This is a genomic window from Bradyrhizobium sp. SZCCHNS2022, from assembly GCF_032377575.1.
Lineage (GTDB): Bacteria > Pseudomonadota > Alphaproteobacteria > Rhizobiales > Xanthobacteraceae > Bradyrhizobium > Bradyrhizobium aeschynomenes.
In genome coordinates this window covers 7,184,644-7,211,341 of sequence record NZ_JAUHHZ010000001.1, presented here as the reverse complement: position 1 = coordinate 7,211,341, position 26,698 = coordinate 7,184,644, and the positions used below count along the sequence as shown (strand labels likewise).

At 67.4% G+C, this 26,698-nt stretch carries 23 protein-coding genes and 1 pseudogene; 13 read left to right on the top strand and 11 right to left on the bottom strand.

Annotation, left to right across the window (positions count from 1 at the left end):
* Positions 1–11 precede the first annotated feature (11 nt).
* Positions 12–773, bottom strand: a complete 762-nt coding sequence (locus QXZ94_RS32185) for a DUF899 domain-containing protein (protein WP_315725232.1) — start codon at positions 771–773, stop codon at positions 12–14.
* Positions 774–860: 87 nt separating this feature from the next.
* Here QXZ94_RS32185 and QXZ94_RS32180 point away from each other — a divergent pair, with 87 nt between their 5' ends.
* Positions 861–2,081 carry a helix-turn-helix domain-containing protein gene (locus tag QXZ94_RS32180; protein ID WP_315725230.1) on the top strand — a complete coding sequence of 407 codons (1,221 nt, stop codon included), beginning with the start codon at positions 861–863 and terminating at the stop codon, positions 2,079–2,081.
* A 33-nt stretch (positions 2,082–2,114) separates the two neighbouring features.
* On the top strand, positions 2,115–2,759 hold the full coding sequence (locus QXZ94_RS32175; RefSeq protein ID WP_315725228.1) for a PQQ-binding-like beta-propeller repeat protein: 645 nt from the start codon (positions 2,115–2,117) through the stop codon (positions 2,757–2,759).
* 45 nt (positions 2,760–2,804) lie between these two features.
* On the opposite strand, the gene QXZ94_RS32170 is transcribed toward QXZ94_RS32175, so the two are convergent.
* Positions 2,805–3,983: a hypothetical protein gene (locus QXZ94_RS32170; protein ID WP_315725226.1), complete on the bottom strand. Its 1,179-nt coding sequence runs from the start codon at positions 3,981–3,983 to the stop codon at positions 2,805–2,807.
* A 209-nt stretch (positions 3,984–4,192) separates the two neighbouring features.
* Between QXZ94_RS32170 and QXZ94_RS32165 the strand changes: the two genes are divergently transcribed.
* From QXZ94_RS32165 to QXZ94_RS32140, 6 genes are read left to right on the top strand one after another with little or no spacing between them, the layout of a single operon-like run.
* A complete protein-coding gene (locus QXZ94_RS32165) occupies positions 4,193–5,014 on the top strand; it encodes a sugar phosphate isomerase/epimerase family protein (protein WP_315725224.1) in 822 nt (273 codons plus the stop codon).
* Between the two features lie 50 nt (positions 5,015–5,064).
* Positions 5,065–6,702 (top strand): ABC transporter substrate-binding protein, encoded by a 1,638-nt coding sequence (locus tag QXZ94_RS32160; protein WP_315725222.1) that lies wholly within the window; start codon positions 5,065–5,067, stop codon positions 6,700–6,702.
* Positions 6,703–6,706: 4 nt separating this feature from the next.
* Positions 6,707–7,681 (top strand): ABC transporter ATP-binding protein, encoded by a 975-nt coding sequence (locus tag QXZ94_RS32155; protein ID WP_315725219.1) that lies wholly within the window; start codon positions 6,707–6,709, stop codon positions 7,679–7,681.
* Positions 7,678–8,670, top strand: coding sequence for an oligopeptide/dipeptide ABC transporter ATP-binding protein (locus tag QXZ94_RS32150; RefSeq protein ID WP_315725217.1), 993 nt, complete (start codon positions 7,678–7,680; stop codon positions 8,668–8,670). Before QXZ94_RS32155 ends, QXZ94_RS32150 begins: the two co-directional genes overlap by 4 nt.
* On the top strand, positions 8,670–9,599 hold the full coding sequence (locus tag QXZ94_RS32145) for an ABC transporter permease (protein ID WP_315725214.1): 930 nt from the start codon (positions 8,670–8,672) through the stop codon (positions 9,597–9,599). The genes QXZ94_RS32150 and QXZ94_RS32145 overlap by 1 nt, the downstream gene beginning before the upstream one ends.
* Before the next feature lie 11 nt (positions 9,600–9,610).
* The gene (locus QXZ94_RS32140) at positions 9,611–10,453 is read left to right on the top strand and encodes an ABC transporter permease (protein WP_409998523.1); all 843 of its coding nucleotides are present in this window, start codon (positions 9,611–9,613) and stop codon (positions 10,451–10,453) included.
* A 260-nt stretch (positions 10,454–10,713) separates the two neighbouring features.
* Here the strand turns inward: QXZ94_RS32140 and QXZ94_RS32135 are convergent.
* A pseudogene (locus tag QXZ94_RS32135) lies at positions 10,714–11,626 on the bottom strand (NAD(P)/FAD-dependent oxidoreductase).
* A 252-nt stretch (positions 11,627–11,878) separates the two neighbouring features.
* Here QXZ94_RS32135 and QXZ94_RS32130 point away from each other — a divergent pair.
* Positions 11,879–12,040, top strand: coding sequence for a hypothetical protein (locus QXZ94_RS32130; RefSeq protein ID WP_009025659.1), 162 nt, complete (start codon positions 11,879–11,881; stop codon positions 12,038–12,040).
* Between the two features lie 284 nt (positions 12,041–12,324).
* Here QXZ94_RS32130 and QXZ94_RS32125 read toward each other — a convergent pair whose 3' ends face one another.
* The 5 genes from QXZ94_RS32125 to QXZ94_RS32105 are packed head-to-tail and all read right to left on the bottom strand — an operon-like array spanning position 12,325 to position 17,729.
* A complete protein-coding gene (locus QXZ94_RS32125) occupies positions 12,325–13,812 on the bottom strand; it encodes an ABC transporter substrate-binding protein (RefSeq protein ID WP_315725209.1) in 1,488 nt (495 codons plus the stop codon).
* A 35-nt stretch (positions 13,813–13,847) separates the two neighbouring features.
* Complete coding sequence (locus QXZ94_RS32120) at positions 13,848–14,882, bottom strand: oligopeptide/dipeptide ABC transporter ATP-binding protein (RefSeq protein ID WP_315726662.1); 1,035 nt, start codon at positions 14,880–14,882, stop codon at positions 13,848–13,850.
* A gap of 14 nt (positions 14,883–14,896) precedes the next feature.
* Entirely contained in the window at positions 14,897–15,907 is a 1,011-nt protein-coding gene (locus QXZ94_RS32115) for an ABC transporter ATP-binding protein (RefSeq protein WP_315725207.1), read from the bottom strand.
* A complete protein-coding gene (locus QXZ94_RS32110) occupies positions 15,904–16,770 on the bottom strand; it encodes an ABC transporter permease (protein ID WP_409998779.1) in 867 nt (288 codons plus the stop codon). The genes QXZ94_RS32115 and QXZ94_RS32110 overlap by 4 nt, the downstream gene beginning before the upstream one ends.
* A gap of 8 nt (positions 16,771–16,778) precedes the next feature.
* A complete protein-coding gene (locus QXZ94_RS32105) occupies positions 16,779–17,729 on the bottom strand; it encodes an ABC transporter permease (protein WP_315725205.1) in 951 nt (316 codons plus the stop codon).
* 205 nt (positions 17,730–17,934) lie between these two features.
* On the opposite strand from QXZ94_RS32105, the gene QXZ94_RS32100 reads away from it, so the two are divergent.
* Genes QXZ94_RS32100 through QXZ94_RS32090 form a run of 3 tightly spaced genes read left to right on the top strand, consistent with a single transcriptional unit; the run spans position 17,935 to position 21,220 of the window.
* On the top strand, positions 17,935–19,290 hold the full coding sequence (locus tag QXZ94_RS32100) for a GH1 family beta-glucosidase (RefSeq protein WP_315725203.1): 1,356 nt from the start codon (positions 17,935–17,937) through the stop codon (positions 19,288–19,290).
* 4 nt (positions 19,291–19,294) lie between these two features.
* Positions 19,295–20,275 (top strand): glucokinase, encoded by a 981-nt coding sequence (glk, locus tag QXZ94_RS32095; protein ID WP_315725200.1) that lies wholly within the window; start codon positions 19,295–19,297, stop codon positions 20,273–20,275.
* A gap of 6 nt (positions 20,276–20,281) precedes the next feature.
* Positions 20,282–21,220 (top strand): 1-phosphofructokinase family hexose kinase, encoded by a 939-nt coding sequence (locus QXZ94_RS32090; RefSeq protein WP_315725198.1) that lies wholly within the window; start codon positions 20,282–20,284, stop codon positions 21,218–21,220.
* Here QXZ94_RS32090 and QXZ94_RS32085 read toward each other — a convergent pair.
* The gene (locus QXZ94_RS32085) at positions 21,180–22,370 is read right to left on the bottom strand and encodes an SbmA/BacA-like family transporter (RefSeq protein WP_315725196.1); all 1,191 of its coding nucleotides are present in this window, start codon (positions 22,368–22,370) and stop codon (positions 21,180–21,182) included. The genes QXZ94_RS32090 and QXZ94_RS32085 overlap by 41 nt on opposite strands.
* Before the next feature lie 100 nt (positions 22,371–22,470).
* Here QXZ94_RS32085 and ppsA point away from each other — a divergent pair, with 100 nt between their 5' ends.
* Positions 22,471–24,906: a phosphoenolpyruvate synthase gene (gene ppsA / locus QXZ94_RS32080; RefSeq protein WP_315725194.1), complete on the top strand. Its 2,436-nt coding sequence runs from the start codon at positions 22,471–22,473 to the stop codon at positions 24,904–24,906.
* On the opposite strand, the gene QXZ94_RS32075 is transcribed toward ppsA, so the two are convergent.
* Both QXZ94_RS32075 and QXZ94_RS32070 read right to left on the bottom strand, forming a co-directional pair.
* Entirely contained in the window at positions 24,903–25,184 is a 282-nt protein-coding gene (locus QXZ94_RS32075; protein WP_315725192.1) for a hypothetical protein, read from the bottom strand. The genes ppsA and QXZ94_RS32075 overlap by 4 nt on opposite strands.
* A 242-nt stretch (positions 25,185–25,426) precedes the next feature.
* The gene (locus QXZ94_RS32070; protein WP_172114225.1) at positions 25,427–26,452 is read right to left on the bottom strand and encodes a histone deacetylase family protein; all 1,026 of its coding nucleotides are present in this window, start codon (positions 26,450–26,452) and stop codon (positions 25,427–25,429) included.
* Between the last annotated feature and the right edge of the window lie 246 nt (positions 26,453–26,698).

Here is a 26,698-nt window from a genome sequence, read left to right as displayed (position 1 = left end):
ACTCCGTGCTCTCAGCGCGCCGCGTATTCGTCGCGCCGCCGCCACCACACGCCCTGCTCGTTGCGACCCTTCGGCGCGCGGTCGAGCCATTGATAGGCGCCCCACAGGCCGTCGAGGCCGCGCGCGTAAGCCGAATAGGTGTGATAGACGACACCGTCCTCGATGATGAACGCGCTCATGCCGGGGCGGTCGCGCATGAACGTCGCACCATCCGTGCCGGCGGCCGCGGCGATCTCAGAGACCATCGGCGGCACATCGCCGGCGCCGAGCGGCGGACTGGTGCGGTAGTTGTATTCGGTGCCGCCCTGGCGCTGCTGCTGCTCGGTGATGGCGACGTTGAAGTCGAAATTGAAGTCGCTGCTGGCCGAGGACGCCCAGGGAAAGCTCCAGCCCATGCGGCTCTTGTACGCCTTCAGCTTGGCCAGCGGCGCGCGCGACACCGCCCACAGCATCACGTCGTGGTTGGCGAGATGAACCTGGAAGCCGTTGAAGCCGTCGGCGATCATGGAGCAGGACGGACACCCGGCCTGGAAGTCCGGCCCGAACATGAAGTGATAGACGAGGAGTTGCGAGCGGCCCTTGAACAGATCGGGCAGCGTGACGGGGCCGTCCTCCGTATCGAAACGATAGGCCTTGTCGACGCGCACCCAGGGCAACGCCTGGCGCCGCTGCGCCAGCTCGTCGCCGCGGCGGGTGAAGTCCTTCTCGGCGGCAAGCAGGTCGAGCCGAGCCTTGAGCCAGTCTTCGCGAGTTCCGGTGAGATGCTTGGTCATGTCCGTGTTCCCTTTTGCGTGTTGACCGCGAGACAGACTAGGATCGGGGCGGGAGACACCGGGAGTGACAAGTGTGGCGGGATTTGCATGGACTCGCTGATCTCAGCGGCAGCGCAGGCGCTTGCCGCCGGTGATCCGCTCGGCGCGCTGAACCGCGTCGCGCTGCGCGATGATCCTCCCGCCCTGGCGCTGCGCGGCATCGCCATGGCGCGGCTCGGCGATGTCATCAGGGCGAAGGCGCTGCTGCGGCGGGCGGCGCGAGGCTTCGGCCCCAAGGCGGCCATGGCGCGCGCCCGCTGCGCCGTCGCCGAGGCCGAGATCGCGCTCGCGGCGCGTGATCTGTCGTGGCCGACAAAGGCGCTGGCCGAGGCACGCACGACGCTGGAGCAGCACGGCGACCGCGCCAATGCCGCCTACGCGCGCAGCCTCGAGATCCGGCGCATGGTCCTCGTCGGCCACCTCGACGAGGCCGAGCGCGGACTGGCCGATCTCGATCCCTCGCCGCTGCATCCGGCGGCGCGTACGATCTACGAGCTGATCGTCGCAGGATTGGCCTTGCGCCGTCTGCAGACGAAGGCCGCGCGATCGGCCCTGGAACGCGCGTCGCGCACGGCGCATCGCACGCGCAGCCCTGAGCTGCACGCCGAGATCGAGCGCGCCGCGACGACGTTGTCGGCGCCGGCTGCGCGCCTGACCCGGGATGGCGAGGACCATCTGTTGCAGCTCGACGAGGTCGAGGCGCTGTTTCGATCGGACATGCTGATCCTCGACGCATGCCGGCTGTCGATCCGGCAGGGCAGCCAGATCGTGCCGCTGGCGCGACGACCGGTGCTGTTTGCACTGGCTCGCAGACTGGTCGAGAAGTCGCCTGATGGCGTGCCGCGCACGGAGCTGATTGCGCATGCGTTCCGCGGCAAGGATGCCGACGAGTCGCACCGCGCGCGCCTGCGCGTCGAGATCGGGCGCTTGCGCCACCTGCTTCGGGGACTGGCCGAGGTCAATGCGACCAAGGACGGCTTTGCGCTGCGGCCCGGGGAAAATCGGGACGTCGTGGTGCTGGCGCCACCGGTCGAGGACGAGAACGCGCCGGTTCTCGCCTGCCTCGCCGACGGCGAGGCGTGGTCGAGTTCGGGCCTCGCCGTTGCGCTGGGTGAAAGCCAGCGCACGGTGCAGCGCGCGCTGGAGTCGCTGGCCTCGTCGGGCAAGGTCCAGTCGTTCGGGCGCGGCCGCGCGCAACGCTGGACGTGCACGGTCGTGACCGAATTCGCGACCGCGTTGTTACTCCCGGCATGGTCCTCACTCGACTAGCGTGCTCCCGTCACAACCGATTGGAAGACCAGCATGACACGAGCAGTAGCAGAGATCATCCGCGAGTACGGACCGTTCGAGGATGTCGAGCGCGTCAATGGCGTCAGCTATGACGGCGAGCAGGTCTGGATCGCGACCGGCCTCAGCATCAAGGCGATCGATCCCACCGATGGCACCGTGCGCAAATCACTCGACATGCCCTCGCATGCCGGCACCGCCTTCGACGGCCGGCACCTCTATCAGATCGCCGAGGATCGCATCCACAAGGTCGATCCCGGCAGCGGGCGCGTGCTGGCGACGATTCCTGCGCCGTCAGGCGGTGGCGATTCCGGGTTGGCCTGGGCGGAAGGATCGCTCTGGGTCGGCGCCTATCAGGATCGCAAGATCCACCAGATCGATCCGGCGACGGGACAGATCCTGCGCAGCATTCCCTGTACGCGCTTCGTCACCGGCGTCACCTGGGTCGACGGCGAGCTCTGGCACGGCACCTGGGAGGACGACGTCAGCGACATCAGGCGCATCGATCCCGCGACGGGCGAGGTGCTCGATCAGCTCGACATGCCCGCAGGCACCGGCGTCTCCGGCATGGAGTCCGATGGCGGCGACACGCTGTATTGCGGCGGCGGTGGCAGCGGCAAGTTGCGCGCCGTCAGGCGCCCGAAGCGGGCGAGCGGTTAGCGCGCAGGCTCATGCCGTGGAGAGCCCGCGCCTGCGCGCCGACGCCTACTTGCTGAGCGACGTATAGGCGGCCTTGCGGAAGTTGGCGTTGGCCTCCTCGCGCGTCTGCAATTGCTGGCCACCGCCACCGACGGGCTTGGTCGGCGTGATCACCGAGAACAGGACGAAGCCGCCGGCCTTGCGCGGGAAGATGAAGTACTCGGAGATATCCGACTTCTCGCTGTCCTCGCAGGAGGACATGCCGCGGAACACGACCGCACTGTCGACCAGCTCGCTGTTGCGCGCCGAGATGAACTTGCCCTTGCAGTCGCGCGCGTCGTTGCCGACGATGGTGGCCGCGACCTCCAGCCCGTCGAGATTGCGCTGCGGCGGCACGATCCGTACGAAGCCCGTGGCACCGTCCGCCTTCCAGGCGACCCCACCCGCTGTCAGCCACACCGGCCGCTCGCCGCCGCCCAGGATCGAGGGGTGCGACAGCGCGGCCTTGAGAATGAAATTGGAGGCGATCTGCATCGCTTCCAGCTGCAGCTCGGGCGAGTCCTCCGACGCGCGCGAAGGCTGCACGCTGGCGGTCGAGGCCGGGGCCGTCGCCGCCGGGACCGCCGAGCGCTGCGCCGAGGCGGCGCCCGGCTGCACCGTGAAATTCGTCGCCGCCGCCAGGCCGCCGGCATTGATCATGCGCACGCAATTGGCGAGCGACGGCAGCAGCACGGACGTGCCGTTCAGATCGAACTGGAACAGGTTGCCCTGCGCGAACGCCGACATCGCCCGCGCCGCCCGGAACGACTTGATCAGCCTGGAGTCGTTCGGCATCGGCACGACGACCATGTTGGCCGACCAGACCGAGCCCTCGACATTGTAGGAATTGCGGCCGTCGAAGCTCAGGACGATCGGAAATTTCTCTCCCTTCGAGAGCGACCACGTCGGATGAATGAAGGCGAGAGCCCAGTGGTAGGTCGGCAGCGCGAGAACGCCGAAATTGATGCCGCTCTTGTAGCTCGCCGATGCGATGCAGCTCGAGAACTTGCCGGTGCTGTCGTCGGTGTAGGCGCCGCCGGACCAGCCCGCGACGGAGACGGTCCCGAATGGTCCTTTCGCCTGCGCGGAAGCATTCTGCAGGAGCAGGCTCAGCGCAGAGATCGCGAACACAGAGATCAACAACTTCGGGATCGACAACATCGGAACCGACAACATCCTGCCAAGCATCGCACGCCGCACCGTCATCCCAATTCCCCTTTTTCGCCGCATTGTTGCAATTCCCGCGGCTACGTCAAGTAGAACTCAGCGACGACCGGCGACCTCAGGGATACGACGGATGGCGTCGACGACAACCGAGGCACACGACATGTCGCGGCAGCCGTCCACAGCCCTTCATGGCGTCGTCATCGAACTCCGCTAGCGCTCACGAGGTCTTCAAGCCAAGGGATCTCGCCATGACCACCACGCTGCCCATCCTGGGCGCCGCCCTCTCCGTCAAATCGATTCCGGCCCATACCGACTGGCTGCTGGAGCGCCAGCGCGATCTCGAGATCCAGGACTTCTTCCGCGCCGATCTGCTCGATAGCGACTGGCGCAGCACCGCCAAGGAAATCAAGTCGATGCTGTCGGGCCATACCGGCCGGCTCGGCATCCACGGCCCGTTCTGGGGCTTCACCATCGCCAGCCACGACCCGATGATCCGCCGCGCCGTCACCAAGCGGCTGTTGCAGGGCCTGGAAGTCGCGGAATTTCTCGGCGCCACGCAGATGGTGATCCACTCGCCCTATACGACATGGGACTACAACAACATCGACATGCTGCCCGACAATCGCGAGGCACTGATCGAGCGCGTTCGCGCGACGCTGTCGGATGTCATCGCCTCCGCCGAGCAGGCCAATTGCGAGCTGGTGATCGAGAACATCGAGGACAAGAATCCGCTGGATCGCGTCGGCCTCGCCAAGGCGCTCGGCAGCAGCAAGGTGCGGGTGTCGCTCGACACCGGCCATGCCAACTACGCGCATCATTCCACCGGCGCGCCGCCGGTCGACTACTATGTCGATGCCGCCGGTGACATGCTGACCCACGTCCATCTGCAGGACACCGACGGCTATGCCGACCGCCACTGGGCGCCGGGCGAAGGCAACATCCGCTGGATCGCCGTATTCCGCGCGCTGGCGAAACTCAACTCCAATCCGCGCCTGATCCTCGAACTGCGCAACCACGATCACGTCAGGGCCGGCGCGGCGTATCTCACCTCGCTCGACCTCGCGCAATAAGCCCACGACCTCATTCATTTCTGACAACCTCGCACCATAGAGAGATTGCCATGACCAAGCTCACCCGCCGCGGCCTGCTCGGCGCCGGCGCCGCCATTGGCGGCAGCTTCATCCTGCCGCGCGTCTCGATCGCGCAAGCCGACAGCCGTCCCTCCGTCACCATCGCCGTGCAGAAGGTGACCAACTCCAACGTGCTCGACGTGCTGCGCGAGCAGTCCAATGTCGGCGAGCGCGTATTCTACTCGTCGCTGTGGGAAGGCCTGATCTCCAAGAACTTCCGCGGCAATCTCGAAGCCGTCCCCGGCCTCGCCACCGAATGGAAGCGGATCGACGACCAGACCGTCGAGCTGAAGCTGCGCCAGGGCGTCAAGTTCCACAATGGCGACGAGATGACGGCCGAGGACGTCGTGTTCTCGTTCAGCCGCGAGCGCATGTTCGGTGACAGCGAGGCAAAGAGCCGCAGCACCATCAAGGCGTTCGAGAAGATTCCGGCGCCGCGCCCGGGCAAGGAGCTGCCGCCGGACGTGATCGGCGTCGCCCGCCGCATCTGGCCCGACCTCGTCCGCGTCGACGCGGTGGACAAATACACCGTGCGCTTCGTCAACGCGACGCCGGACGTCACCATCGAAGGCCGCCTGATGCGCTACGGCTCCGACATCATGAGCCGGCGCGGCTGGGAGGAGGCTGCGAGCTATCTCGACTGGGCACGCAAGCCGATCACCACCGGCCCCTACAAGATCGTCGAGTTCAAGCCCGACGTATCGCTGACCCTGGAAGCCCACGACGAATATTGGGGCGGCCGTCCGCCGCTGAAGCGCATCCGCTTCCTGGAAGTGCCGGAGGTCGCGAGCCGCATCAACGGGCTGCTGTCGGGCGAGTATCAGTTCGCCTGCGACATCCCGCCGGACCAGATCGCGGGCATCGAGAAGAACACGGCGTTCGAGGTCCAGGGTGGCACCATCCTCAACCATCGCCTGACCGTGTTCGACAAGAACCATCCGCAGCTCGCCAATCCCCTGGTGCGCCGCGCCTTCACCCACGCGATCGACCGCCAGGCGATCGTCGACAGCCTGTGGGCCGGCCGCACCCGCGTGCCGAAGGGCCTGCAGTGGGAGTTCTACGACGACATGTTCATCGCCGACTGGAGCGTGCCGGCGTTCGATCCGAAGCTGGCGCAGGACCTCTTGAAGCAGGCCGGCTACAAGGGCGATCCGATCCCCTACCGCCTGCTCAACAACTACTACACCAACCAGGTCGCGACCGCGCAGGTGCTGGTCGAGATGTGGCAGGCGGTCGGGCTCAACGTGCAGATCGAGACCAAGGAGAACTGGTCGCAGATCATGGAGCGCAGCCCGACCCGCGCGGTGCGCGACTGGTCCAACTCGGCCGCCTTCAACGATCCGGTCTCCTCGCTCGTCGCCCAGCACGGCCCGAACGGACAGCAGCAGCAGATCGGCGAATGGACCAACGCCGAGCTGAACAAGCTGTCGGAGTTCCTGGAGACCTCGACCGATCGCGCCGCGCGCAAGAAGGCGTTCGGCCGCATGCTGGAGATCGCCGAGCGCGAGGACCCGGCCTACACGGTGCTGCATCAGAACGCGACCTTCACGGCCAAGCCGAAGTCGATCAAGTGGAAGGCTGCGCCGGCCTTCGCGATGGACTTCCGCACCGGCAACTACGGAGCGTGATGCCGTGACGCCGCTGGTCAGCATCTCCGACCTCAAGGTCACCTTCGACGGCACGCACGTGCTGCACGGCATCGATCTCGACATCAGCAAAGGCGAGGCCGTCGGCCTCGTCGGCGAGTCCGGATCCGGCAAGTCGGTGACCTGGCTCGCGGCGCTCGGCCTGTTGCCCGCGAAAGCGAAGGTGGCGGGCTCGGTGCAGCTCGAAGGCCGCGAGCTGCTCGGCGCGTCCGGGGCGGTGCTCGATTCCGTGCGCGGCCGGCGCGTCGCGATGATCTTCCAGGATCCCGCCAGCGCGCTCAACCCGGTGCTGACCATCCGTCGCCAGCTGTGTGAATGCCTCGCATTGCATCGCGGACTGCGCGGCGACGCGGCACGCATCGAGGCGCTGCGTCTGCTCGATCTGGTCGGCATTCCCGACGCGCCCAGGCGACTGTCGGCCTATCCGCACGAATTCTCCGGCGGCCAGGTCCAGCGCATCATGATCGCGATGGCGCTCGCTGGCCAACCGGACCTCCTGATCGCGGACGAGCCGACCACCGCGCTCGATGCCACCATCCAGGCGCAGATCCTCGATCTGTTGTCGGCCATCCGGCGCGAGTTCAACATGGCGATGGTGCTGATCAGCCATGATCTCGGCGTCGTCGCCGAGAACTGCGACCGCGTCTGCGTGATGTATGCCGGCCGCATCGTCGAGCGCGCCCCCGCCACGCCTCTGTTCGATGATCCCTGGCATCCTTACGCGCAGGGCCTGATCGGCGCGCTGCCGCCGCTCGACGGCGCGCGCCGGCGGCTGCAGGCGATTCCCGGCACGGTGCCGGATCCGCGCGCGTTGCCGAGCGGCTGCGCCTTCGCGCCGCGCTGCAGCTTCGCCGGCGACGGCTGTCATGCCGGCGTGCCGCCGCTGGCGCCGTTCGAGCAGGACCGCGCGGTGGCCTGCCTGCGGCCACAGCGCGTGCCGGTGGGGCTCGCCGCCGAATGACCGCCCCGCTGGTCCAGGTCCTCGGGATCTCGCGCACCTACCGGATGCGGTCGGGCCTGTTCGGGCGTGCCGCATCCGTCCGCGCCGTCGATGGCTTGAGCTTCGGCATCGCCAAAGGCGAAACGCTCGGCATCGTCGGCGAATCCGGCTCCGGCAAATCCACCACCGGGCGAATGGTGCTCGGGCTGGAGTCCCCGGACCAGGGCAGCGTGCGCTTCGATGGCGCGCCGATCGCAACGCAGGGATCGTCCGCCTGGCGCGCCCAGCGCGCGCGCATGCAGATGATCTTCCAAGACCCGCTCGGCGCGCTAGATCGCCGTCTGCCCGTCGCAGATCAGATCCGCGAGCCGCTCGACATCCACAAGATCGGCACCGCCGCCGAGCGCGACGCGCGCGTGCACGAGCTGCTGCAATCGGTCGATCTCAACGACAGCCATGGCGCCCGCTATCCCGGCGCATTGTCCGGCGGCCAGCGCCAGCGCATCGTGCTGGCGCGCGCGCTGGCGACCAGGCCGGACTTCCTCGTCTGCGACGAGCCGGTCTCCGCGCTCGACGTCTCGATCCAGGCCCAGGTCGTCAACCTGCTGATCGATCTGCAGGCGCGGCTCGGACTGACCATGCTGTTCATCAGCCACGATCTGCGCGTCGTCAGGCAGATCAGCCGCAAGGTCGCGGTGATGTATCTCGGCCGGATCGTCGAGTATGGCGATGCGGACGACCTGTTCGCGCGACCGCAGCATCCTTACACGCAGGCGCTGGTGTCGGCCTCGCCGGCTCCCGGCCGCCGCAGCACGAACCGCATCGTGCTGACGGGCGATCCGCCCAATCCGGCCGCGCGCCCTTCCGGCTGCGCCTTCCACCCGCGCTGCCGCCATGCAACCGCCCGCTGCGCAGCCGAGGTGCCCGAGCTCGCTGCGCTCGACGACCAGCGGCAGGTGGCATGCCATCTCGTGACCGGCGCGCAGCCGAAGACCCAGGATGCCGCCTGATGCTGCGCTATTTCGCCGTCCGCCTGTCGCGCGCGTTGCTGACGATCGCGCTCGTCGTCACCTTCGCCTTCATCGTGCTCCGGATGTCGGGCGATCCGGCGCTGATGATCATGGGGCCGGAAGCGCCGCCCGAGGTGATCGCCGCATTCCGCAAGGCCTGGGGCCTCGATCATCCGATCTGGGTGCAGTATCTCGACTACTTCAAGGCGATCGGCCAGGGCGAGCTCGGCCGCTCGATGCGCGACGGCCGCCCGGCCATCCAGCTCGTGATCGAGCGCATCCCGGCGACCTTGGCGCTGACCATCCCGGCCTTCCTGATGAAGGTGCTGCTCGGCATTCCCGCCGGCATCTATGCAGCGCTGCATCGCGGCTCCGCGATCGACCGCGCGGTGATGATCACCGCTGTCGCCGGCTTCACCGTGCCGAGCTTCGTGCTGGCGCTGCTGCTGGTGCTGATCTTCGCAGTCCAGCTCGGCTGGCTGCCCTCGGGCGGACAGGATTCATGGCGCCATGCCATCCTGCCGATCGTGACCCTTGGCTTCGGCGGCGCCGCCGTGCTCGCCCGCTTCACGCGCAGCGCGATGCTGGAGATCCTGGGCCAGCCCTATATCCGCACCGCCTCCGCCAAGGGCGTGCCGTGGCGCCGTGTCATCACGGATCACGCGCTGCCGAACGCCGCCATCCCGACGGTCACCATCCTCGGCTTCATGGTCGGCAGCCTGATTGCCGGCGCCGTCGTGGTCGAGAGCGTGTTCTCGTGGCCCGGCGTCGGCCGGCTGCTGGTCGTCGCCGTCGCCAATCGCGACCTCGCCGTCGTGCAATGCATCCTGCTGCTGGTGGCAATGACGATGGTGACCTCGAACCTGATCGTCGATTTTCTCTACGGCCTGCTCGATCCGCGGCTGCGCAGCAAGGGGGCCGCGGCATGACCGACGTCGCAATGAAGGCACCGGCCGCGCGGCGGCTGCGCTGGCCGAACGTTCCCGTCTCCGTCGTGATCGCCGCGGGCTGGATCGCAGCGATGCTCGTGCTTGCGGCGTTCGCCGATCAGCTGGCGCCCTACGGCTTCACCAAATTCGACCTGCGCAATCGCCTGTCCCTCCCGGGCAATCCGGCGCATTGGCTCGGCACCGACGAGCTCGGCCGCGACGTGCTGTCGCGCCTGATCGTCTCGATCCGGATCTCGCTGCTGATCGCGTTCGGCGCGACGGCGATCTCCGCAATCGCCGGCACCACGCTCGGCTTCCTCGCCGCGCATTTCCGCGGCCTGGTCGAGCAGGCGGTGCTGATGCTGGCCGACTTCCAGGCCAGCATGCCGTTCCTGATCCTGGCGCTCGCCGTGCTCGCGTTCTTCGGCAACTCGCTGCCGCTGTTGATCGGGCTGATGGGACTATTCGGCTGGGAGCGCTATGCGCGCATCGCGCGGGGCCTCGCCATCTCGGCCAATGCGCAGGGCTATGCCGCCGCGGTGCGCCAGCTCGGCGCGACGCCGCGGCGCGTCTATCTGAAGCACATCCTGCCGAACATCGCCTCGACCCTGATCGTATCGATGACTCTGGTGTTTCCCGAGGTCATCCTGCTGGAGTCCGGCCTCTCCTTCCTCGGCCTCGGCGTGCAGCCGCCGATGACCAGCCTCGGCAACATGGTCGGCTATGGCCGCGAATACCTCACGCGCGCGCCGTGGATCATGCTGGCGCCGGCGATCACCATCGTGGTAACGACGCTCGCGGTGTCCGTGATCGGCGACTGGCTGCGTGACAGGCTGGATCCGACGCTGCAATAGCGCCCTTCAGTGGCGGACATCGTCGCTTGCAGGAGCGCCGTGCTCGCACACGATCAGCGTATGCCCGGTCTGCTCGCACGCGAGCGCGGCCCATTTCGAGGCTTCCTGCAGCCAGAGATGGCGGCGCGCCGGATCGCGCTCAGCTTCCTCGCGACAGCTGGACGCTGCCGCCAAACATGCCGATTTCCTGTCCATGCGCCAACGTCCGACAGATCAACGCCCCCGGCACTAACACAGGATAACGCGCCCTGAGGTTGTGATCAACGCCGCCCGGCGTCGGACGCGTCCGCATAGCGCATCGGCAATGAATGATGCGCGTGACAGGCAGCCACCGCAGCGTGACCGAACGCGACCGCAATCTGGTGCAGGTCGGTGACGACGTCTCCGATCCCGTAAAGCGCGTCCACACCGCAGCGCTGCTTGGCATCGACCTTCAGAAACCCGTCGGCGGTGTGACGCGCGCCGAGCGCGATCGCGAGTTCCGAGCGAACATCGGCGCCCATTGCAGGGTAGACGATCTCGAACCGTTCGCTGCCGCCGTCGACGAACGACGCTTCGATCGCACCGCCGCGGCGCTGCAGCGCATGAAGCGGCGGCGTCACGCGCACGCCGGCTGCGGCCAGCTCTCGTCTCTTGGCGTCGTCACGCGCGTCGCCGACCGGGATCAAGGCGACATCGGAACTATAGACGCGCATGAACAGCGCCTTGCCGGCAGCGTGGCCGATTTCGCCGACGATCGCAATCTTGCGGCCGATCGTTTCGAACCCGTCGCAGACCGGGCAATAGCGCAGCTCGCCCGCACGGACGGCTGCGGTCCAGTCCGCCAGCGGCGTCTGCCTGTCGACGATCCCGGTCGCGAGGATCACCCGCTGCGCCGTGATTGTTCCCCGTTCATGCGCAGCGATGATGCCGCCGTCGCGCTTCTCGATGACGTCGACCGTGCCCCTGATGATGGGCACGTCGAGCTGCTCCACCTGCTGCTGCATCCGTTTCAGCAGCTCGCCTCCAGGAAGGCCGTTCGGGAACCCCGGCAGGTTATGACTCCGCGGGATCAACGCTGCGCGCGATGCGCCGCTATCCACCACGACGGCACGACGCCGGAACCGTGCCAGATAGATCGCGGCCATCAACCCGGCCGGCCCCCCCGCCGACAATGAGAATCTCCGCCTGCATCGCCGCACTCGTGTTTGTCAGATCCGACGTGGGTCCCCGCGGCAAAAGGTTTCGAGCAGGAAGGGTTCCTGCAGAGCGTCGATCCGCTACGGGAACTCGCACGAGCCCGGAACGCAGATGGAACCGTTTATGGCGATCCGGCGTTAACTTACGTCGCTGCCGCGGCGGAAAAGCCGTGCAAACTTGGCAGCGAGGGGGATTTTCTGCGAGGGCGCGTGGATGCGATTTGTGAATTCGACTGACGAGAGCTTGATGGCGTACTACGAAAGCGTCCGCAAGCAGGTCGCCGCCGATAGCCGGATCGGCGGTCCCTATCGACTGATTGGCGAGCGCGCCAAGCAATATGCCCAGGAGCTCCAGGCCGAGATGCGGCGCCGGCAATTGCGCTTCACGCCGATCGAATGGCCGAATTAACTGAATGATTTAAACCGGAGCATGCATCACATCGATGCACGCCTTCGAAACGCGCTGATACGCCGGTGTTAGTTATTGCGCCCTCTCCCCTTGTGGGAGAGGGCATGTAGGACCGCTCGGCAAACTCGGTTGGGTGAGGGGTCTCTCACAACGAGCGCATTTTTGGAGAGAAACCCCTCACCCAACCGCGTTCGGGAACAGGCCGGCGCTGCCCTCTCCCACAAGGGGAGAGGGCGCTGTATTGGGCAGGGTCAGTGCGGACCCCATTGGACGCGCAGCGCCGATCACTCCCAACTCCAGCTCGCAAAATCGTTCTCGAACTGAGGCACGTCCTTCCAGACGCCCTTGAGCTTCTTGTTGATGATCGTGATCCATTGCGGCTGGAACAGGAAGCCAGCCGCGGCATCGGTCGCCAGCATGCGCTGCGCGTCGCCGAGCAGCTTGGCGCGCCCGGCCTCGTCAGGCGTGTCGACGATCGACTGATAGAGCTTGTCGAAGGCCTCCGACTGATAGCCGAAATAGTAGTTCTTCTCGGTGAACTTCACGAGATCGAACGGCTCGACGTGCGAGACGATCGTCAGGTCGAAATCGTGCGGGCCGTTGAAGACCTGCGACAGCCACGCCGCCCATTCGAGGTTCTCGATCTTGGCGACGATGCCGACCTTGGCCAGTTGCGCCGCAAGCACCTCGCCGCCCTGCCGCGCATAGGCCGGTGGGGGCAGCCGCAGCGAGAGTTGCAGCGGCGTGGTCACGCCGGCCTCGGCGAGCAGCTTCTTGGCCTTCTCCGGGTCGTAGGGATTGATGTCGGTGGTGTCGACATAGCCGAGCGAGCCCGGCACGTAGAAGCTGCCGATCGGCGTGCCCAGCCCGTCGACGGCGCCCTCGATCATCGCCTTGCGGTCGATCGCGGCGAGGATGGCGCGGCGGACGCGGACGTCGTCGAGCGGCTTCTTCTTGTTGTTGATGGTGACGATGGTCTTCGCTTTGGAGCCGCCGATCAGCACCGTGAAGCGCGGGTCCGCCTTGAACTGCGCGAGCGTGCGGGCCGAGGTGCCGCGGGGAAACGCATCGACGTCGCCGGACAGCAAGGCCGCGACCTGCGCCGCCGGATCGGAGATGAAGCGGATGGTGACCTTGGACAGCTTGACGGCCGCAGCGTTGCGATAGTCGGGCCATTTGTTCAGGGTCAGCGAGGAGCCCTTGGCCCAGGCGCCCAGCGAATAGGGACCAGTGCCAACCGGCTGCGTCGCATTGGTCGGCGCGCTCTTCGGCTCGACGATCGATGCGGTGGCCTGTCCGAGCAGGAACGGCAGATTGGGCTCGGAATGTTTCAGCTTGATCTCGATCGTCTCGGCATCGGGGGCCGCCACCTGCTCCATCGCCTGGAACAGCGCCTTGTCCTTGTTGGTGCTGTTGGCGGCGCCGGCGCGCTCGAAGGAAAACTTCACCGCGGCGGAATCGAACGCCTCGCCGTTCTGGAATTTCACGCCCTTGACGAGCTTGAACGTGTAGCTCTTGAGGTCGGAGGACGCTTTCCAGCTCGAGGCCAGCAGCGGTGACACCGAGCCGTCCTCGTTGATCTTGGTCAGCGTCTCGTAGACGTTGTAGAGCGTGACCTCGGCGATCGCCGCCGCGGCGGCGCTGGTCGGATCCAGCCCCGGCGGCTCCAGCGTCATGCCGACGACGACGCTGTCCTTCTTGCTCTGCGCCGAGGCGGGCGCAACCGCCGCGACGAGCGCGGCCAAAGCGATGATCGTTAGTCTTTTCAACATTGTTTTGTTTCTCCCGGGGCGGAACAAAATACGCGTCAAAGCGGCTTCGAGACAAGGGGCTGGTGCGGTTCTGAAACGAGCGGAGGCAGCGCCATCACGCTCTCCGCCTTGTGGCAGGCCGCAGAATGATGTGCCGTGAGCGCCCGCAGGGCGGGAGCGAGCTCCCGGCAATGCGCATCGGCGAGCGGACAGCGCGGCGCATAGGCGCATCCCGCCGAGCCGAAGGACTGCGAGGCAATCGCGACGCTCTCGCGTCGGCGCCTGACCGCGCCCGCCTGCGCCCGGGGCACCGCATCCAGCAGCGCGCGCGTATACGGATGCGCGCATTGCCCGAACAGATCCTCCGGCCGCCCCCGCTCGACGATGCGGCCGAGATACATCACGGCCACCTCGTCGCAGAGATAGTCGACGACGGCGAGATCGTGGCTGATCAGCACGTAGCTGAGGCCGAACTGCTCCTGCAGATCCTGCATCAGGTTGAGCACCTGCGCCTGGACCGAGACGTCGAGCGCGCTGACCGGCTCGTCTGCGACGATCAGTTTCGGCTGGGTGATCAGCGCGCGCGCGATCGCGATGCGCTGGCGCTGGCCGCCGGAGAATTCGTGCGGATATTTGTCGATGTCGGCGTCGCGCAACCCGACCTGACACAGCACGCTGGCGACCCTCGCGCGCAAGGTTTCGCGGTCCGGCTTTTCCAGGGCTGTCAGCGGCTCCGCGACGATGCGGGCGACGGTCTGGCGCGGATCGAGCGACCCATACGGGTCCTGGAACACCATCTGGAAGTCGCGGCGGGCGCGGCGCAACTCATCCGCCGAAAGACGATGGAGATCGCGTCCGGCCATCAGCACCGATCCCGATGACGGCGTCTCCAGCGCCATGATCAGCCGCGCCAAGGTCGACTTGCCGGAGCCGGACTCGCCGACGATGCCGAGGCTCTGGCCCGCCATCAACGACAGCGACACGCCGTTCAGCGCGAGCACCTCGCCGGGCGACCGCAGCAGACTCTCGCGCGGCATCGTGTAGCGCTGCACGAGATCCCTGACCTCGAGCAGCGGCGTCGCCGCCGACATCTGCGCCGCGGTGCTCAAGCGATCACTCCTGCCGGGTCACGCGCGAGAGCGGCATCGGTGCGGATGCAGCGGACGCCGTGCCCGGCGCCGATCTCGCTCAGCGACGGCAGCGCCACGCGGCAGGCATCGACGACCAGCGTGCAGCGATCGGCGAACGGACAGCCGGCCGGCAGATCGGCGAGTTCCGGCACGGTGCCCGCGATGGTCGCGAGCCGCGTGCCCCTGCGGGCGCCGAGCCGCGGCCGCGCCCGGAACAGGCCCTGGGTGTAGGGATGCCCCATACGCGAGAACACGGCATCGGTCGTGCCGCTCTCCACCACCGTGCCGCCATACATCACGATCATGCGCTGGACGTTCTCGGCAATGACGCCGAGATCGTGCGAGATCAGGATCATCGCCATGCCGCGCTCGGCGACGAGATCGGCGATGAGATCGAGGATCTGGCGCTGGATGGTGACATCGAGCGCGGTGGTCGGCTCGTCGGCAATCAGCACGTCGGGGCTGCAGGCGAGCGCCATCGCGATGGTGACGCGCTGGCGCTGGCCGCCGGAGAACTGATGCGGATAGGCGTCGTAGCGCCGGGCCGCATCGGGCAGTCCGACGCGGTCGAGCAGCGCGATCGCCTGCCGCTTTGCCTCCGTCGCCGAGCAGCCGGTGTGCCGCAAAAGCGGCTCCGCCACCTGGTGGCCGATCGTGTGCATCGGGTTGAGCGCTGTCATCGGCTCCTGGAAGATCATGCTGATACGGTTGCCGCGCAGCTTGCAATAGTCGGCATCAGCAAGACCGACCAGCTCGCGGCCATCGAGCCTGATGCTGCCGCCGACGACGGCGCTGTCGGGCAGCAAACCCAGCAGCGCCAGCGCCGTGATCGACTTGCCGCAGCCGGATTCGCCGACGATGCCGAGCGTCTCGCCGCGCCGGAGCGTGAAGGAGACCTCGCGCACCGCCTTGGCCGGGCCGCGACTGGTGGTGAGCTGAATGCCGAGATCGGCGACATCGAGCAGAGGCGCATCGCCGGCCATCATCGCTGCCTCGCCAGCCGGGGATCGAGCAGGTCGCGCAGACCGTCGCCGAGCAGATTGAGGCCGAGCACGGCCAGCGCAATCGCGGCGCCCGGATACACCGCAAGGCTCGGCGACTGGAACAGCAGGGTCTGCGCGTCGTTCAGCATGCGCCCCCAGGACGGCTGCGGCGGCTGCGTGCCCAGGCCAAGATAGGACAGCGCGGCTTCCGCCAGGATCGCGAGCGCGAACTGGATCGTCGCCTGCACGATCAGGATCGACAGGATGTTCGGCAGCACGTGCTCGATGGTGATGCGGACGCGGCCCTTGCCGGCGGCGCGTGCCGCCAGGATGAACTCGCGCGCCCAGATCGCGCCGGCCGAGCCGCGGGTGACGCGCACGAACACCGGGATCTGGAAGATGCCGATGGCGGTGATCGAGGTCACCATGCCCGGCCCGATCACCGCCGCCAGCATGATCGCCGACAGCACCGCGGGAAAGGCGAAGGTGAAGTCGCTGAAGCGCATGATCACCTCCTCGGTCCAGCCGCGCTGCGCGGCGGCGATCAGGCCAAGGCAGACGCCGCAGGTCAGGCCGATGCCGACCGCGATGATGCCGACGAGAATGGTCGCGCGCGCGCCGACCAGCAGCAGCGAGACGATGTCGCGGCCGAGCACGTCGGTGCCGAGCCAATGCGCCGCCGACGGCGGCCGCAGCTTCGATGCGACGTCGATCTCATAGGCCGACCACGGCGTCCACACCAGCGACAACAGCGCGGCGCCGAGCACCAGTAGGCAGAGCAGACTGCCCATGGCGAAGCTGCGATGGCGCAGCGCGCGCCGCCAGAACGCGTTCGGCGCAGCCGCAGCGCCCGCTTGCACGATCACCGACGACCTCACAGCTCGTGCACCTTGATGCGCGGATCGATCACCGCATAGAGCACGTCGACCACGAAGTTGACGACGATGACCATCGCCGCCAGCAGCATCACGCAGTTGCGGACGACGATGAGATCGCGATTGGCGATCGACTGGAAGATGAGACGCCCAAGTCCCGGCAGATAGAACACGTTCTCGATCACGATGGTGCCGGCCAGCAGATTGGCGAATTGCAGGCCCATCACGGTGAGCACCGGGATCATCGCGTTGCGCAGCACGTGCTGCCACAGCACCTCGCGTTTCGTCAGGCCCTTGGCGCGCGCGGTGCGGACGAAATCCTCGCGCAGCACGTCGAGCACGGCCGAGCGCGTCACCCGCGCCAGGATCGCGGCCTGCACCACCGCGAGCGCCACCGCCGGCAGCAACAGCGAGCGCAAGCCGGGCCAGATGCCGTCCTCCCAGCCGGGGAAGCCGCCGGCCGACAGCCATTGCAGCTTCACCGCGAACAGCAGGATCAGCAGGATCGCGAACCAGAAGTTCGGCAAGGCGATGCCGATCTGGGTCAGCGACATCACGCCGACATCGCCGACCCGGTTGTGATTGGCGGCGGTGTAGATGCCGGCCGCCAGCGCCAGCACGGTGGTCAGCCCCATCGCCAGGATCGCGAGCGGAATGGTCATCGTCAGCCGCTCACCGATCAGCTCGGCCACCGGCGTGCCATAGGCATAGCTGTTGCCGAGATTGCCGCTCACCAGGCCGCCCAGCCAGTGCAGATAGCGCAGCGCCAGCGGCTGATCGAGCCCGAGCTTGACCGTGAGCGCCCTGACCGCGTCGGGCGAGGCATCCGCGCCCATCAGCATCTGGGCGGCGTTGCCCGGCAGGGCGTCGAGCACCAGGAAAATGATCAACGACGCGCCGACCAGGGTCGCGAGCAAGGTCAGGCATCGCCGCAGCAGAAACACGCTCATTCGCGCCGGGACTCCCGTTTTCGGCGGCCGCACGTTCCACAGCTTTCGGTTCTGATGCAAGCCCGTTGCCTGCATGATCGTCCCTCGCCGGCGCAGGGCACCGCCCTGACGGCCCATGGCAGCGCCGGCTTGATCCCGGTCAACGGCCGGCGGCCTGCAACCTGCATCATGCGATCCAGCGCAACCGAGCAGGACGCCTCACGTCATGACCAACCGTCCGAGCTTCCTCTGGGGCGCGTCGACCTCGGCCTTTCAGATCGAGGGCGCCGCCCATCTCGACGGTCGCGCCGACAGCATCTGGGATGTCTATTTGCACGTCCCCGGCCGGATCAAGACCAACGACACCGCGGAGACCGCCTGCGATCACTACCACCGCTTCGCTGAGGACGTTGCGCTGATGCGCGACCTCGGCCTGAACGCGTACCGGTTTTCGACCGCCTGGCCGCGGCTGCTGCCGCAGGGACGAGGCGCTGCCAACGAAGCCGGTCTTGCCTTCTACGACCGCCTGATCGACACGCTGCTGGCCGCGGAGATAGAGCCGTGGCTCTGCCTCTATCATTGGGACCTGCCGCAGGCGCTCGAGGCGCTCGGCGGCTGGCAGAACCGCGACATCGCCGGCTGGTTCGCCGACTACGCCGCGCTGGTGGCGCGGCGCTATGGCGACCGTGTCAAGCGCTTTGCAACCTTCAACGAACCCTGCGTGTTCACGCTGTTCGGCTACGGCCTCGGATGGCATGCGCCGGGGATCGCCGACAAGGCGGCGCTGCACAAGGCTATCCACCACGTCAATCTCAGCCATGGCCGCGCCGTCGACGTGCTGCGCAGAGACGTGGCCGGCGCCTCCATCGGCGCGATTCACAACCGCCAGCCCTGCTATCCCTGCACGAGCAGTCCCACCGACGCTGCGGCGGCCCTGCGGCTCGCGGCCTATTGGAACGACGCCTTTCCAGTCCCGCAAGCCTTTGCCAGCTACCCGCCGGAGCTGCTCGACGCGATTTCGCCTTATATCGCGCCCGGCGACATGGCGCAGATCGCCCGGCCGGTCGACTGGTTCGGGCTCAATCACTACTCGCCGCATTACGTCAGGGACGGCACCAACCTGATCGGCGCCAGCTTCGGCCCGGCGCCGGAGACCGTGCCGCGCAGCACGATCGGCTGGCCGGTCGTGCCCGAGGCGTTCCGCGACACGCTGCTGGACATCCACCAGCGGTTCCACCTGCCGATCTACGTGCTGGAGAACGGCACCGCGGCGAACGACGTGATCGATGCCTCCGGCCACATCCAGGACGACGACCGGACCAGCTACCTCAAGGCCTATACGGCGGCCATGGAACAGGCGATCCGAGCGGGCGCCGACGTGCGCGGCTATTTCGTGTGGTCGCTCTTGGATAATTTTGAATGGGGGGCAGGCTATTCGCAGCGTTTCGGCATTGTCTATGTCGACCACGCCACGCAGCGCCGCATTCCCAAGGCATCGGCGCGATGGTATGCGGAGATGATTGCGGCTCGGCGGGCCCTGGCGCACGCTGCCGAGCCGCACAAATGGACGGAAAGCGGCTAAAGGAATGAGCGATCGCGTTCTTCTGGGAGACATCGGCGGCACCAATGCGCGCTTCGCGCTGCTCGACGGCAGCACGATCGGAGACGTCGCGCACCTGAAGGTCGCGGACTTCCCGACCATCACCGACGCGATCGCCGATTTCCTGGCGCGCAACGCGGCCGGCGGCGCGCCGTCCACGGCCGTGCTCGACATCGCCGGCCCGATCGAGCGCAATCGCGGCATGCTGACCAACTCGACCTGGGTCATCGACGGCGCCGAGCTGGCCGCCCGGTTCAATCTGCGCTCGGCAAAGCTCCTCAACGATTTCGAGGCGGTGGGCTGGTCCCTGCCCGCGCTGCATCCGGACGATCTGTTTCCGCTCGGCGGCAGCGCGGCTGTCGACGGCGCGCCGATGCTGGTGATCGGCCCGGGCACCGGTTTTGGTGCGGCCTGCTATCTGCCCGGCGACGGCCGCCCCACGGTGGCCGTCACCGAGGCAGGCCACGCGACCCTGCCGGCGACGACGGAACGCGAGGCTCTGGTGCTGGCGAAGATGCGCGAGCGCTTCGGCCATGTCTCGATCGAGCGCGCCTTGTCCGGCATGGGGCTCGAGAACGTCTACCGGGCGGTCGCCGCCGCCGACGGCGTCACGGTGCCATCGCGCGATGCTGCCGCGATCACCCACGCCGCGCTCGACGGCAGCTGCGCCACCTGCCGCGCCACGCTCGACATGTTCTGCGCCTGGCTCGGTGCCGTCGCCGGCAATCTCGCGCTGACCTTCTGCGCCCGTGGCGGCGTCTACATCGCCGGCGGCATCCCGCCGCGTTTTCCGGATTATTTTGCAAAATCCGATTTCCGCAGGCAGTTCGAGAGCAAGGGGCGCTATGACAGCTATCTGCGGCCGATCCCCGTGCATCTCGTCACCAAGCCCGACATCAGCTTCCTCGGCCTCAAATCGTTCCATGAGTCCGGCATCACCGCGAGCGGCGGCGCGTCCGCGCACTGACATCCCATGAGCGACATCGTCACGATCACGCCGAACCCGGCCGTCGACGTCTCGACGACCGTCGAGCGAATCGTGCCGGTGGCCAAGCTGCGCGGCACGACGCAGCGGCGTGATCCCGGCGGCGGCGGCATCAACGTCGCCCGCGTCATCACCCGTCTCGGCGGCGATGTCGCCGCGCTCTATCCGGTGGGCGGACCGACCGGCGTGCTGCTGAGGCAGCTCGTCGACACGGAAGGCGTCAGCAGCCTGACCTGGACCACGGCCGAGGACACGCGCGAGGACTTCTTCGTCCAGGAGCGCGCGACCGGCCAGCCCTATCGCTTCATCCTGCCCGGGCCTGCGCTGACCGAGCCCGAGTGGCAGGCGGGTCTCGCGCTGCTCGGCGGACTCGATCCGTTTCCGCGCTTCGTGGTCGGCAGCGGCAGCCTGCCGCGCGGCGTGCCGACCGACTACTACGCCCGCTTGGCCGCGGTCGCACGAACGCGCGGCGCGCAATTCATCCTGGATACGTCGGGCCCGGCGCTGGCCGCGGCCGTTGCCGGCGGGGTCGACCTGATCAAGCCGTCGCTGCACGAGATGCGCGACCTCGTCGGCGGCGAGCCGTCGGACGCGACCGCATGGGAACAGGCCGCCCGCGTCCTGATCATGAACGGCAAGGTCGGAATGATCGCCCTGACCATGGGTCATCTCGGCGCGCTGCTCGTCACGCCCGAGCGCGTGCTGCGTGCCCAGCCGCTGACGATGGTGCCGGTCAATGCCGTCGGCGCCGGCGACAGCTTTCTCGGCGCGCTGGTGGCGAAGCTTGCCGCGAGCGAGCCGCTCGAGGACGCGTTTCGCTTCGCCGTCGCCGCCGGGGCCGCCGCGCTGCTGCGCACTGGGACGGCGCTGTGCGACCCCGCCGATGTCAGCCGTCTGCTGGCTGACGTGCGGCTCGAGACGGCGTGACCTCCGTCTCCACATCCCCGTTGAGCCGGTCGAGCGACAGCAGCAGGCCGCCGACGCGCTCCAGCGACGACATCCAGTCGGCGACCCGGCTGTAATTGTCGACCAGCCAGTTGAACGAGCCCTGCACCAGCGTGAACGCGGCCGCAGCCTGCGTCAGCTCGCCGAGCGTCATCTCGCCGCCGAGGAATTTCGGCGCGCACAGCACGAGACCGATGATCGGCGCGAGCAGGCTGTTGGTGTGCGAGACCAGGGTCGTGCGCATGAGCTGCCAGCACAGCCGCTTCCACTGCCGGATGGCGCGATCGAGCGCCAGCCACAGCCCGGCGATGACGCTGCGCTCCTCCCGCTTCGACGTGACGCCCTCGCCGATGTCGCGCAGCAGATGCGCCGCCGTGATCAGCTCCGACTCGGCCTGATTCTTGACCTGGATGACGTGCGTCAGGGGCCGGCCGACCCACAGCATCGCGCCGGTGACGAGCCCGGAATAGACGGCGACGCTGACCACCAGATAGCCGGGAATCCACAGCTGGATTCCCGCGACCGCAAAGCCGATGGGGCCGCCGACCTGCCACAGCACCTGCACGAAGATGATCGCGGTCAGCACCGACGAGATCAGGTTGACGGCGAAATCGACCGGCGCGTCGGTGGCGATGCGGACGTCCTCGGCGATCCGGTATTCGGGAATCTTCTGCCCCCCCTGCACCGTGGCGAGCCGCGCGTAGCGGTCGTTCTCGACCCAATAGTCGATCACCTTGGCCGCCATCCATTGCCGCCAGTTGCGCTGCATTGCCATGCGGCCCCACACCGAGGCGACCGCCAGCACGACGCTCGCGGCACATAACGGGACGAGCAGAATCGCCTGGTGACGCAGCCGCGCCGGATCGCGGCTCTCCAGCGCGTCGAAGAAATCCCTGTTCCAATAGTTGAAGCGAAACTGGACATAGAGCTGCAGCACGACGATGCCGACCAGCACCGCGCACAGCAGCCACACGCGCCAGGCCGCCCATCCGCGCCAGAAGTTCCGCGCGGTCAGCCAGAAGCGCGACCACTGCCGATCGCCGTCCTCGTTCTCGTCGTCGGCCATGTCAGCGGGTCGGAGATCGTCGGGTTCATCGGCAGCGAACGGTTGCCGCTGGGGAACTTCTGTCATGGAATCATCTAAGGAGCCGCGGCCCCATCCCGCTTGATCTTGCGCAAGGCCGGCGCCGCGCGGCAGGACAAACTGAGCTTTGCAGTGCGGGAGACACGTCATGACGGCATCCGGCTACATCCGCTGGTTCAAGGACCTTCGCATCGAGGACGTGCCGGAGGTCGGCGGCAAGACCGCCTCGCTCGGCGAGCTCTATTCGGCGCTGGCACCGCAGGGCGTGCGGGTGCCCAACGGCTTCGCGCTGACGGCCGCGAGCTATCGCGACGCGCTGCGCGCAACCGGCGCCGACGACGAGCTGCGCAAGCTGCTCGACGGCCTCGACAAGCGCCGCATCGCCGATCTCGCCAGGCGCGCGGCGAAGGCCCGCGCGATCGTGTTCGCGGCGACCGACCGCGACGACCTGCGGCGCGAGGTCACCAAGGCCTACAAGCAGCTGGAGCAGGAATATGGCCGCGGCGTCGCCGTCGCGGTGCGCAGCTCGGCCACGGCCGAGGACCTGCCGAATGCCAGCTTCGCGGGTCAGCACGAGAGCTTCCTTAACATCCGCGGGCCGAAGGATCTGTTCGAGACCTGTCGCCGCTGCTTCGCCTCGCTCTACACGGATCGCGCGATCTCCTACCGCATCGACAACGGCTTTGCGCACGACAAGGTCGCGCTGTCGGTCGCGGTCATGAAGATGGTGCGTTCGGATCTCGCGGCCAGCGGCGTGATGTTCTCGCTCGACACCGAGAGCGGCTTTCGCGACGTCGCCTTCATCACCGGCGTCTATGGTCTCGGCGAGACCATCGTGCAGGGCACGGTCGACCCGGACGAGTTCTACGTCCACAAGCCGACCTTCGCCGCGGGCTTTCGCAGCGTGCTGTCGCGCCGGCTCGGCGCCAAGGACAAGCGCATGGTCTACGCCAAGGCGCGCGCGCGCGGCGCGCCGACGCGCACGGAGGCGACGCCGCCGGCCGACCGGGCCAAATTCTGCATCGGTGATTCCGACGTGCTGGAGCTGGCGCAGGCCACCATCACGGTCGAGCAGCACTACTCGCAGAAGGCGGGCCGGCCGACCCCGATGGATATCGAATGGGCCAAGGACGGCCGCGACGGCGCGCTCTACATCATCCAGGCGCGCCCCGAGACGGTGGCGTCGCAGCGGCGGCCGGAGGCGATCGAGACCTTCGCGCTGAAGAAGACCGGCAAGGTGCTGGCGACCGGCCGCGCCGTCGGCGAAAAGATCGCCGCCGGCAAGATCCGCCTGATCCGCACGGCCAAGGATCTGAGCGCCTTCCGGCCCGGCGAGGTGCTGGTGGCGGCCTCGACCAGCCCGGACTGGGAGCCTGTCATGAAGACGGCCGCCGCGATCGTCACCGATCATGGCGGACGCACCTGTCATGCCGCGATCATCGCCCGCGAGCTCGGCGTTCCCGCGGTGGTCGGAACCGAAGACTTCAGCAAGCGCGCAAAGACCGGAACGACCGTCACGGTCTGTTGCGCCGAAGGCGATGTCGGCCACGTCTATGACGGCGCCCTGCCGTTCGAGGTCGAGCGCCTCGCGATCGACGAGCTCGACAAGCCGCGGACCGAGATCATGGTCAATCTCGGCAATCCCGAGCTTGCCTTCAAGACCGCGCTGCTGCCGAACGACGGCGTCGGTCTGGCGCGCATGGAGTTCATCATCAACCAGTCGATCGGCATTCATCCGATGGCGCTGGCCGCGCCTGACAAGGTGAATTCGGCAAAGGACCGCGCGACCATCAAGCGCCTGACCGCGCGCTACAGGAAGCCCGCCGACTTCTTCGTCGAACGGCTGTCGGAGGGCGTCGGCACCATCGCCGCCGCGTTCTACCCGCGTGCGGTGATCGTGCGCCTGTCCGATTTCAAGACCAACGAATATGCCAGCCTGATCGGTGGCCGCGACTTCGAGCCCAAGGAAGAGAACCCCATGCTCGGCTTCCGCGGCGCCTCGCGCTACGCACATCCGGCCTATGCCGCCGGCTTCGCGCTGGAATGCGCGGCCTTGAAGCGCGTGCGCGACGGGATGGGCCTGTCCAACCTGAAGATCATGATCCCGTTCTGCCGCCGCGTCGAGGAGGCGCGCAAGGTGATCGCGGCGATGGCCGGACACGGCCTGGTCCGCGGCGAGAACGGACTGGAGATCTACATGATGTGCGAGATCCCGAACAACGTGATCCTGATCGACGAGTTCGCAAGGCATTTCGACGGCTTCTCGATCGGCTCCAACGATCTCACCCAGCTCACGCTCGGCGTCGATCGCGATTCCGACATCGTCGCGTTCGACTTCGACGAGCGCGATCCCGGCCTGCTGGCGATGCTGAAGCTCGCGGTCGAAGGCGCGCATCGCAACCACCGCCATGTCGGCATCTGCGGCGAGGCGCCGGCCAATTATCCGGAGGTCGCGCGCTATCTCGCCGGGCTCGGCATCGACTCCATCAGCGTCAATCCGGCCAGCGTCGTGCGCACGATGGATATCGTCCGCACGGCAGAGCGGGAGCTGGCATCGCCGGCGCCGCAGGCGCTGGCGAGTTAGTCCGGAGCGCGATTCCCGTCGGAGGCCGCGCCCTCGCAAGCCTGGAAATGGGCGATGGCGCGTTCGGCGTCGGCCATCAGCTCGCGGATATGCCGCGACTGCTCGCTCAGCTGGCCGGCGTCGTCAGGCTGCGCCAGCTGATCCAGCCGGTGCAGAATCTGCCGCCACGATTCCAGCGTGCGCTTGAGCTGCACCAGCTGGATCCCGACCGACGCAGCGAGCGCGATGTCCGCCTGCGCGGCGCGCAGCACCGTCGGGAATTTGATGATGTCGGCCACGATTCACCGATCAGTCCCGGCGGCGCCGCCGCCCATCCATCGCAACCCGAGCGCCATCGGCATCTGCATGTCCGCATTCTCCGTTGAAGCGGCCCCATGGCCAGAACGCGCCGCATTGTCGCGATGGACCACCTTAAGGAAGTCTGTACTTTCGCCATCCGTGGAACTCCGGGCGGCTGCCGACGTCCCGATCACCCCCCGTAGCTTCGCGGGCTCATGGCGGTGAGCTGGTAACACGACGCTTATCGCGCCGCTTCGAACCCGCCGAGCACCGCGGTCAGGTTCTGGCCGAGAATATCGGAGAGATAGCCGCCTTCCTGCACGAACACCGTGGGCAGGCCGAGCCGCGCGATAGCGCCGCCGATGCGGCGGAAGCCCGGCGTCGTCACCGAGAGGCCCTTGAGCGGATCGTGCTCGGAGGCATCGAGGCCGAGCGCCACGACCAGCGCGCCGGGCGCGAAGGCATGGATGGTCTTCGCCGCGGTCTCGAAGGCCTTGAGGTAGGTGTCGTCGCCGCTCTTCAGGGCCAAGGGAATGTTGAGGTTCGCGCCCAGGCCTGCGCCGGCGCCGCGCTCATGCGCATAGCCCCACACGAACGGGTAATAGTGCGTCGGGTCCGCATGGATCGAAATGGTGAGCACGTCGGAGCGATCGTAGAAGATGCCCTGCGTACCGTTTCCGTGATGGACGTCGACATCGAGGATCGCGACGCGCTCGTGGCGCTGACGCAGATGCGCCGCCGCGATGGCCGAATTGTTCATGAAGCAGAAGCCGGACGCGATGTCGCGATAGGCATGGTGCCCGGGAGGCCGGCACAAGGCATAGGCCGCATCCTCGCCATCGAGCAGCAGCTGGGCCGCGGTCGCGGCGACATCCGTGGCGGCGCAGGCGCCGGCCCATGTCCCCGGCCCGATCGGCGCCGACGTGTCGGTGGTGTGCCAGCCCAGCCGTCCGACGATGTGACTGGGATAGGTCGCCGCGTTGCGCACCGGGTGAATGTTCGGAATCATCTCCGCGCCGGCGTCGCCGAGCGCGGCCCAGGCGTCCCAGGCCTCCTCCAGGAAGTTGAGATATTCCGGGCTGTGCACGCGCGCGCGGGCCTCCTGGCCGAACAGCGTCGGTGCCACCAATTCGTGATTGCCGGCCTTGACTCCCGCAAGCAGACGATCCGCCCGCTCGGGCTGCTCGGTGGTGCGCTTGACCACGCCGCGCACCAGATAGAATTGCGGATCGTGGCTGCGGTGCAGCTCGGTGTAGACGGCCTTCACGCGTCGTGGCTCCTGTTCGCTTTGCGCAAGCGATTGTGCATGCAGCAGCGGTGGATACAAGCACAGATGGTTTGCATCTCCATCGTTCCGGGCGCGCAATTCCCAGCGGGCGGAACGGATCGCTGCGCTTCGTATGTTGTCAGCAGCGAGTTCGCCGGGATCAAGGCGATCCGGCGCATGGGGCGCGGTGGATGTGAGGAGAACTCCACCTGCCATTCGGCCGGTTGCGGCAGCGATCATCGCAAA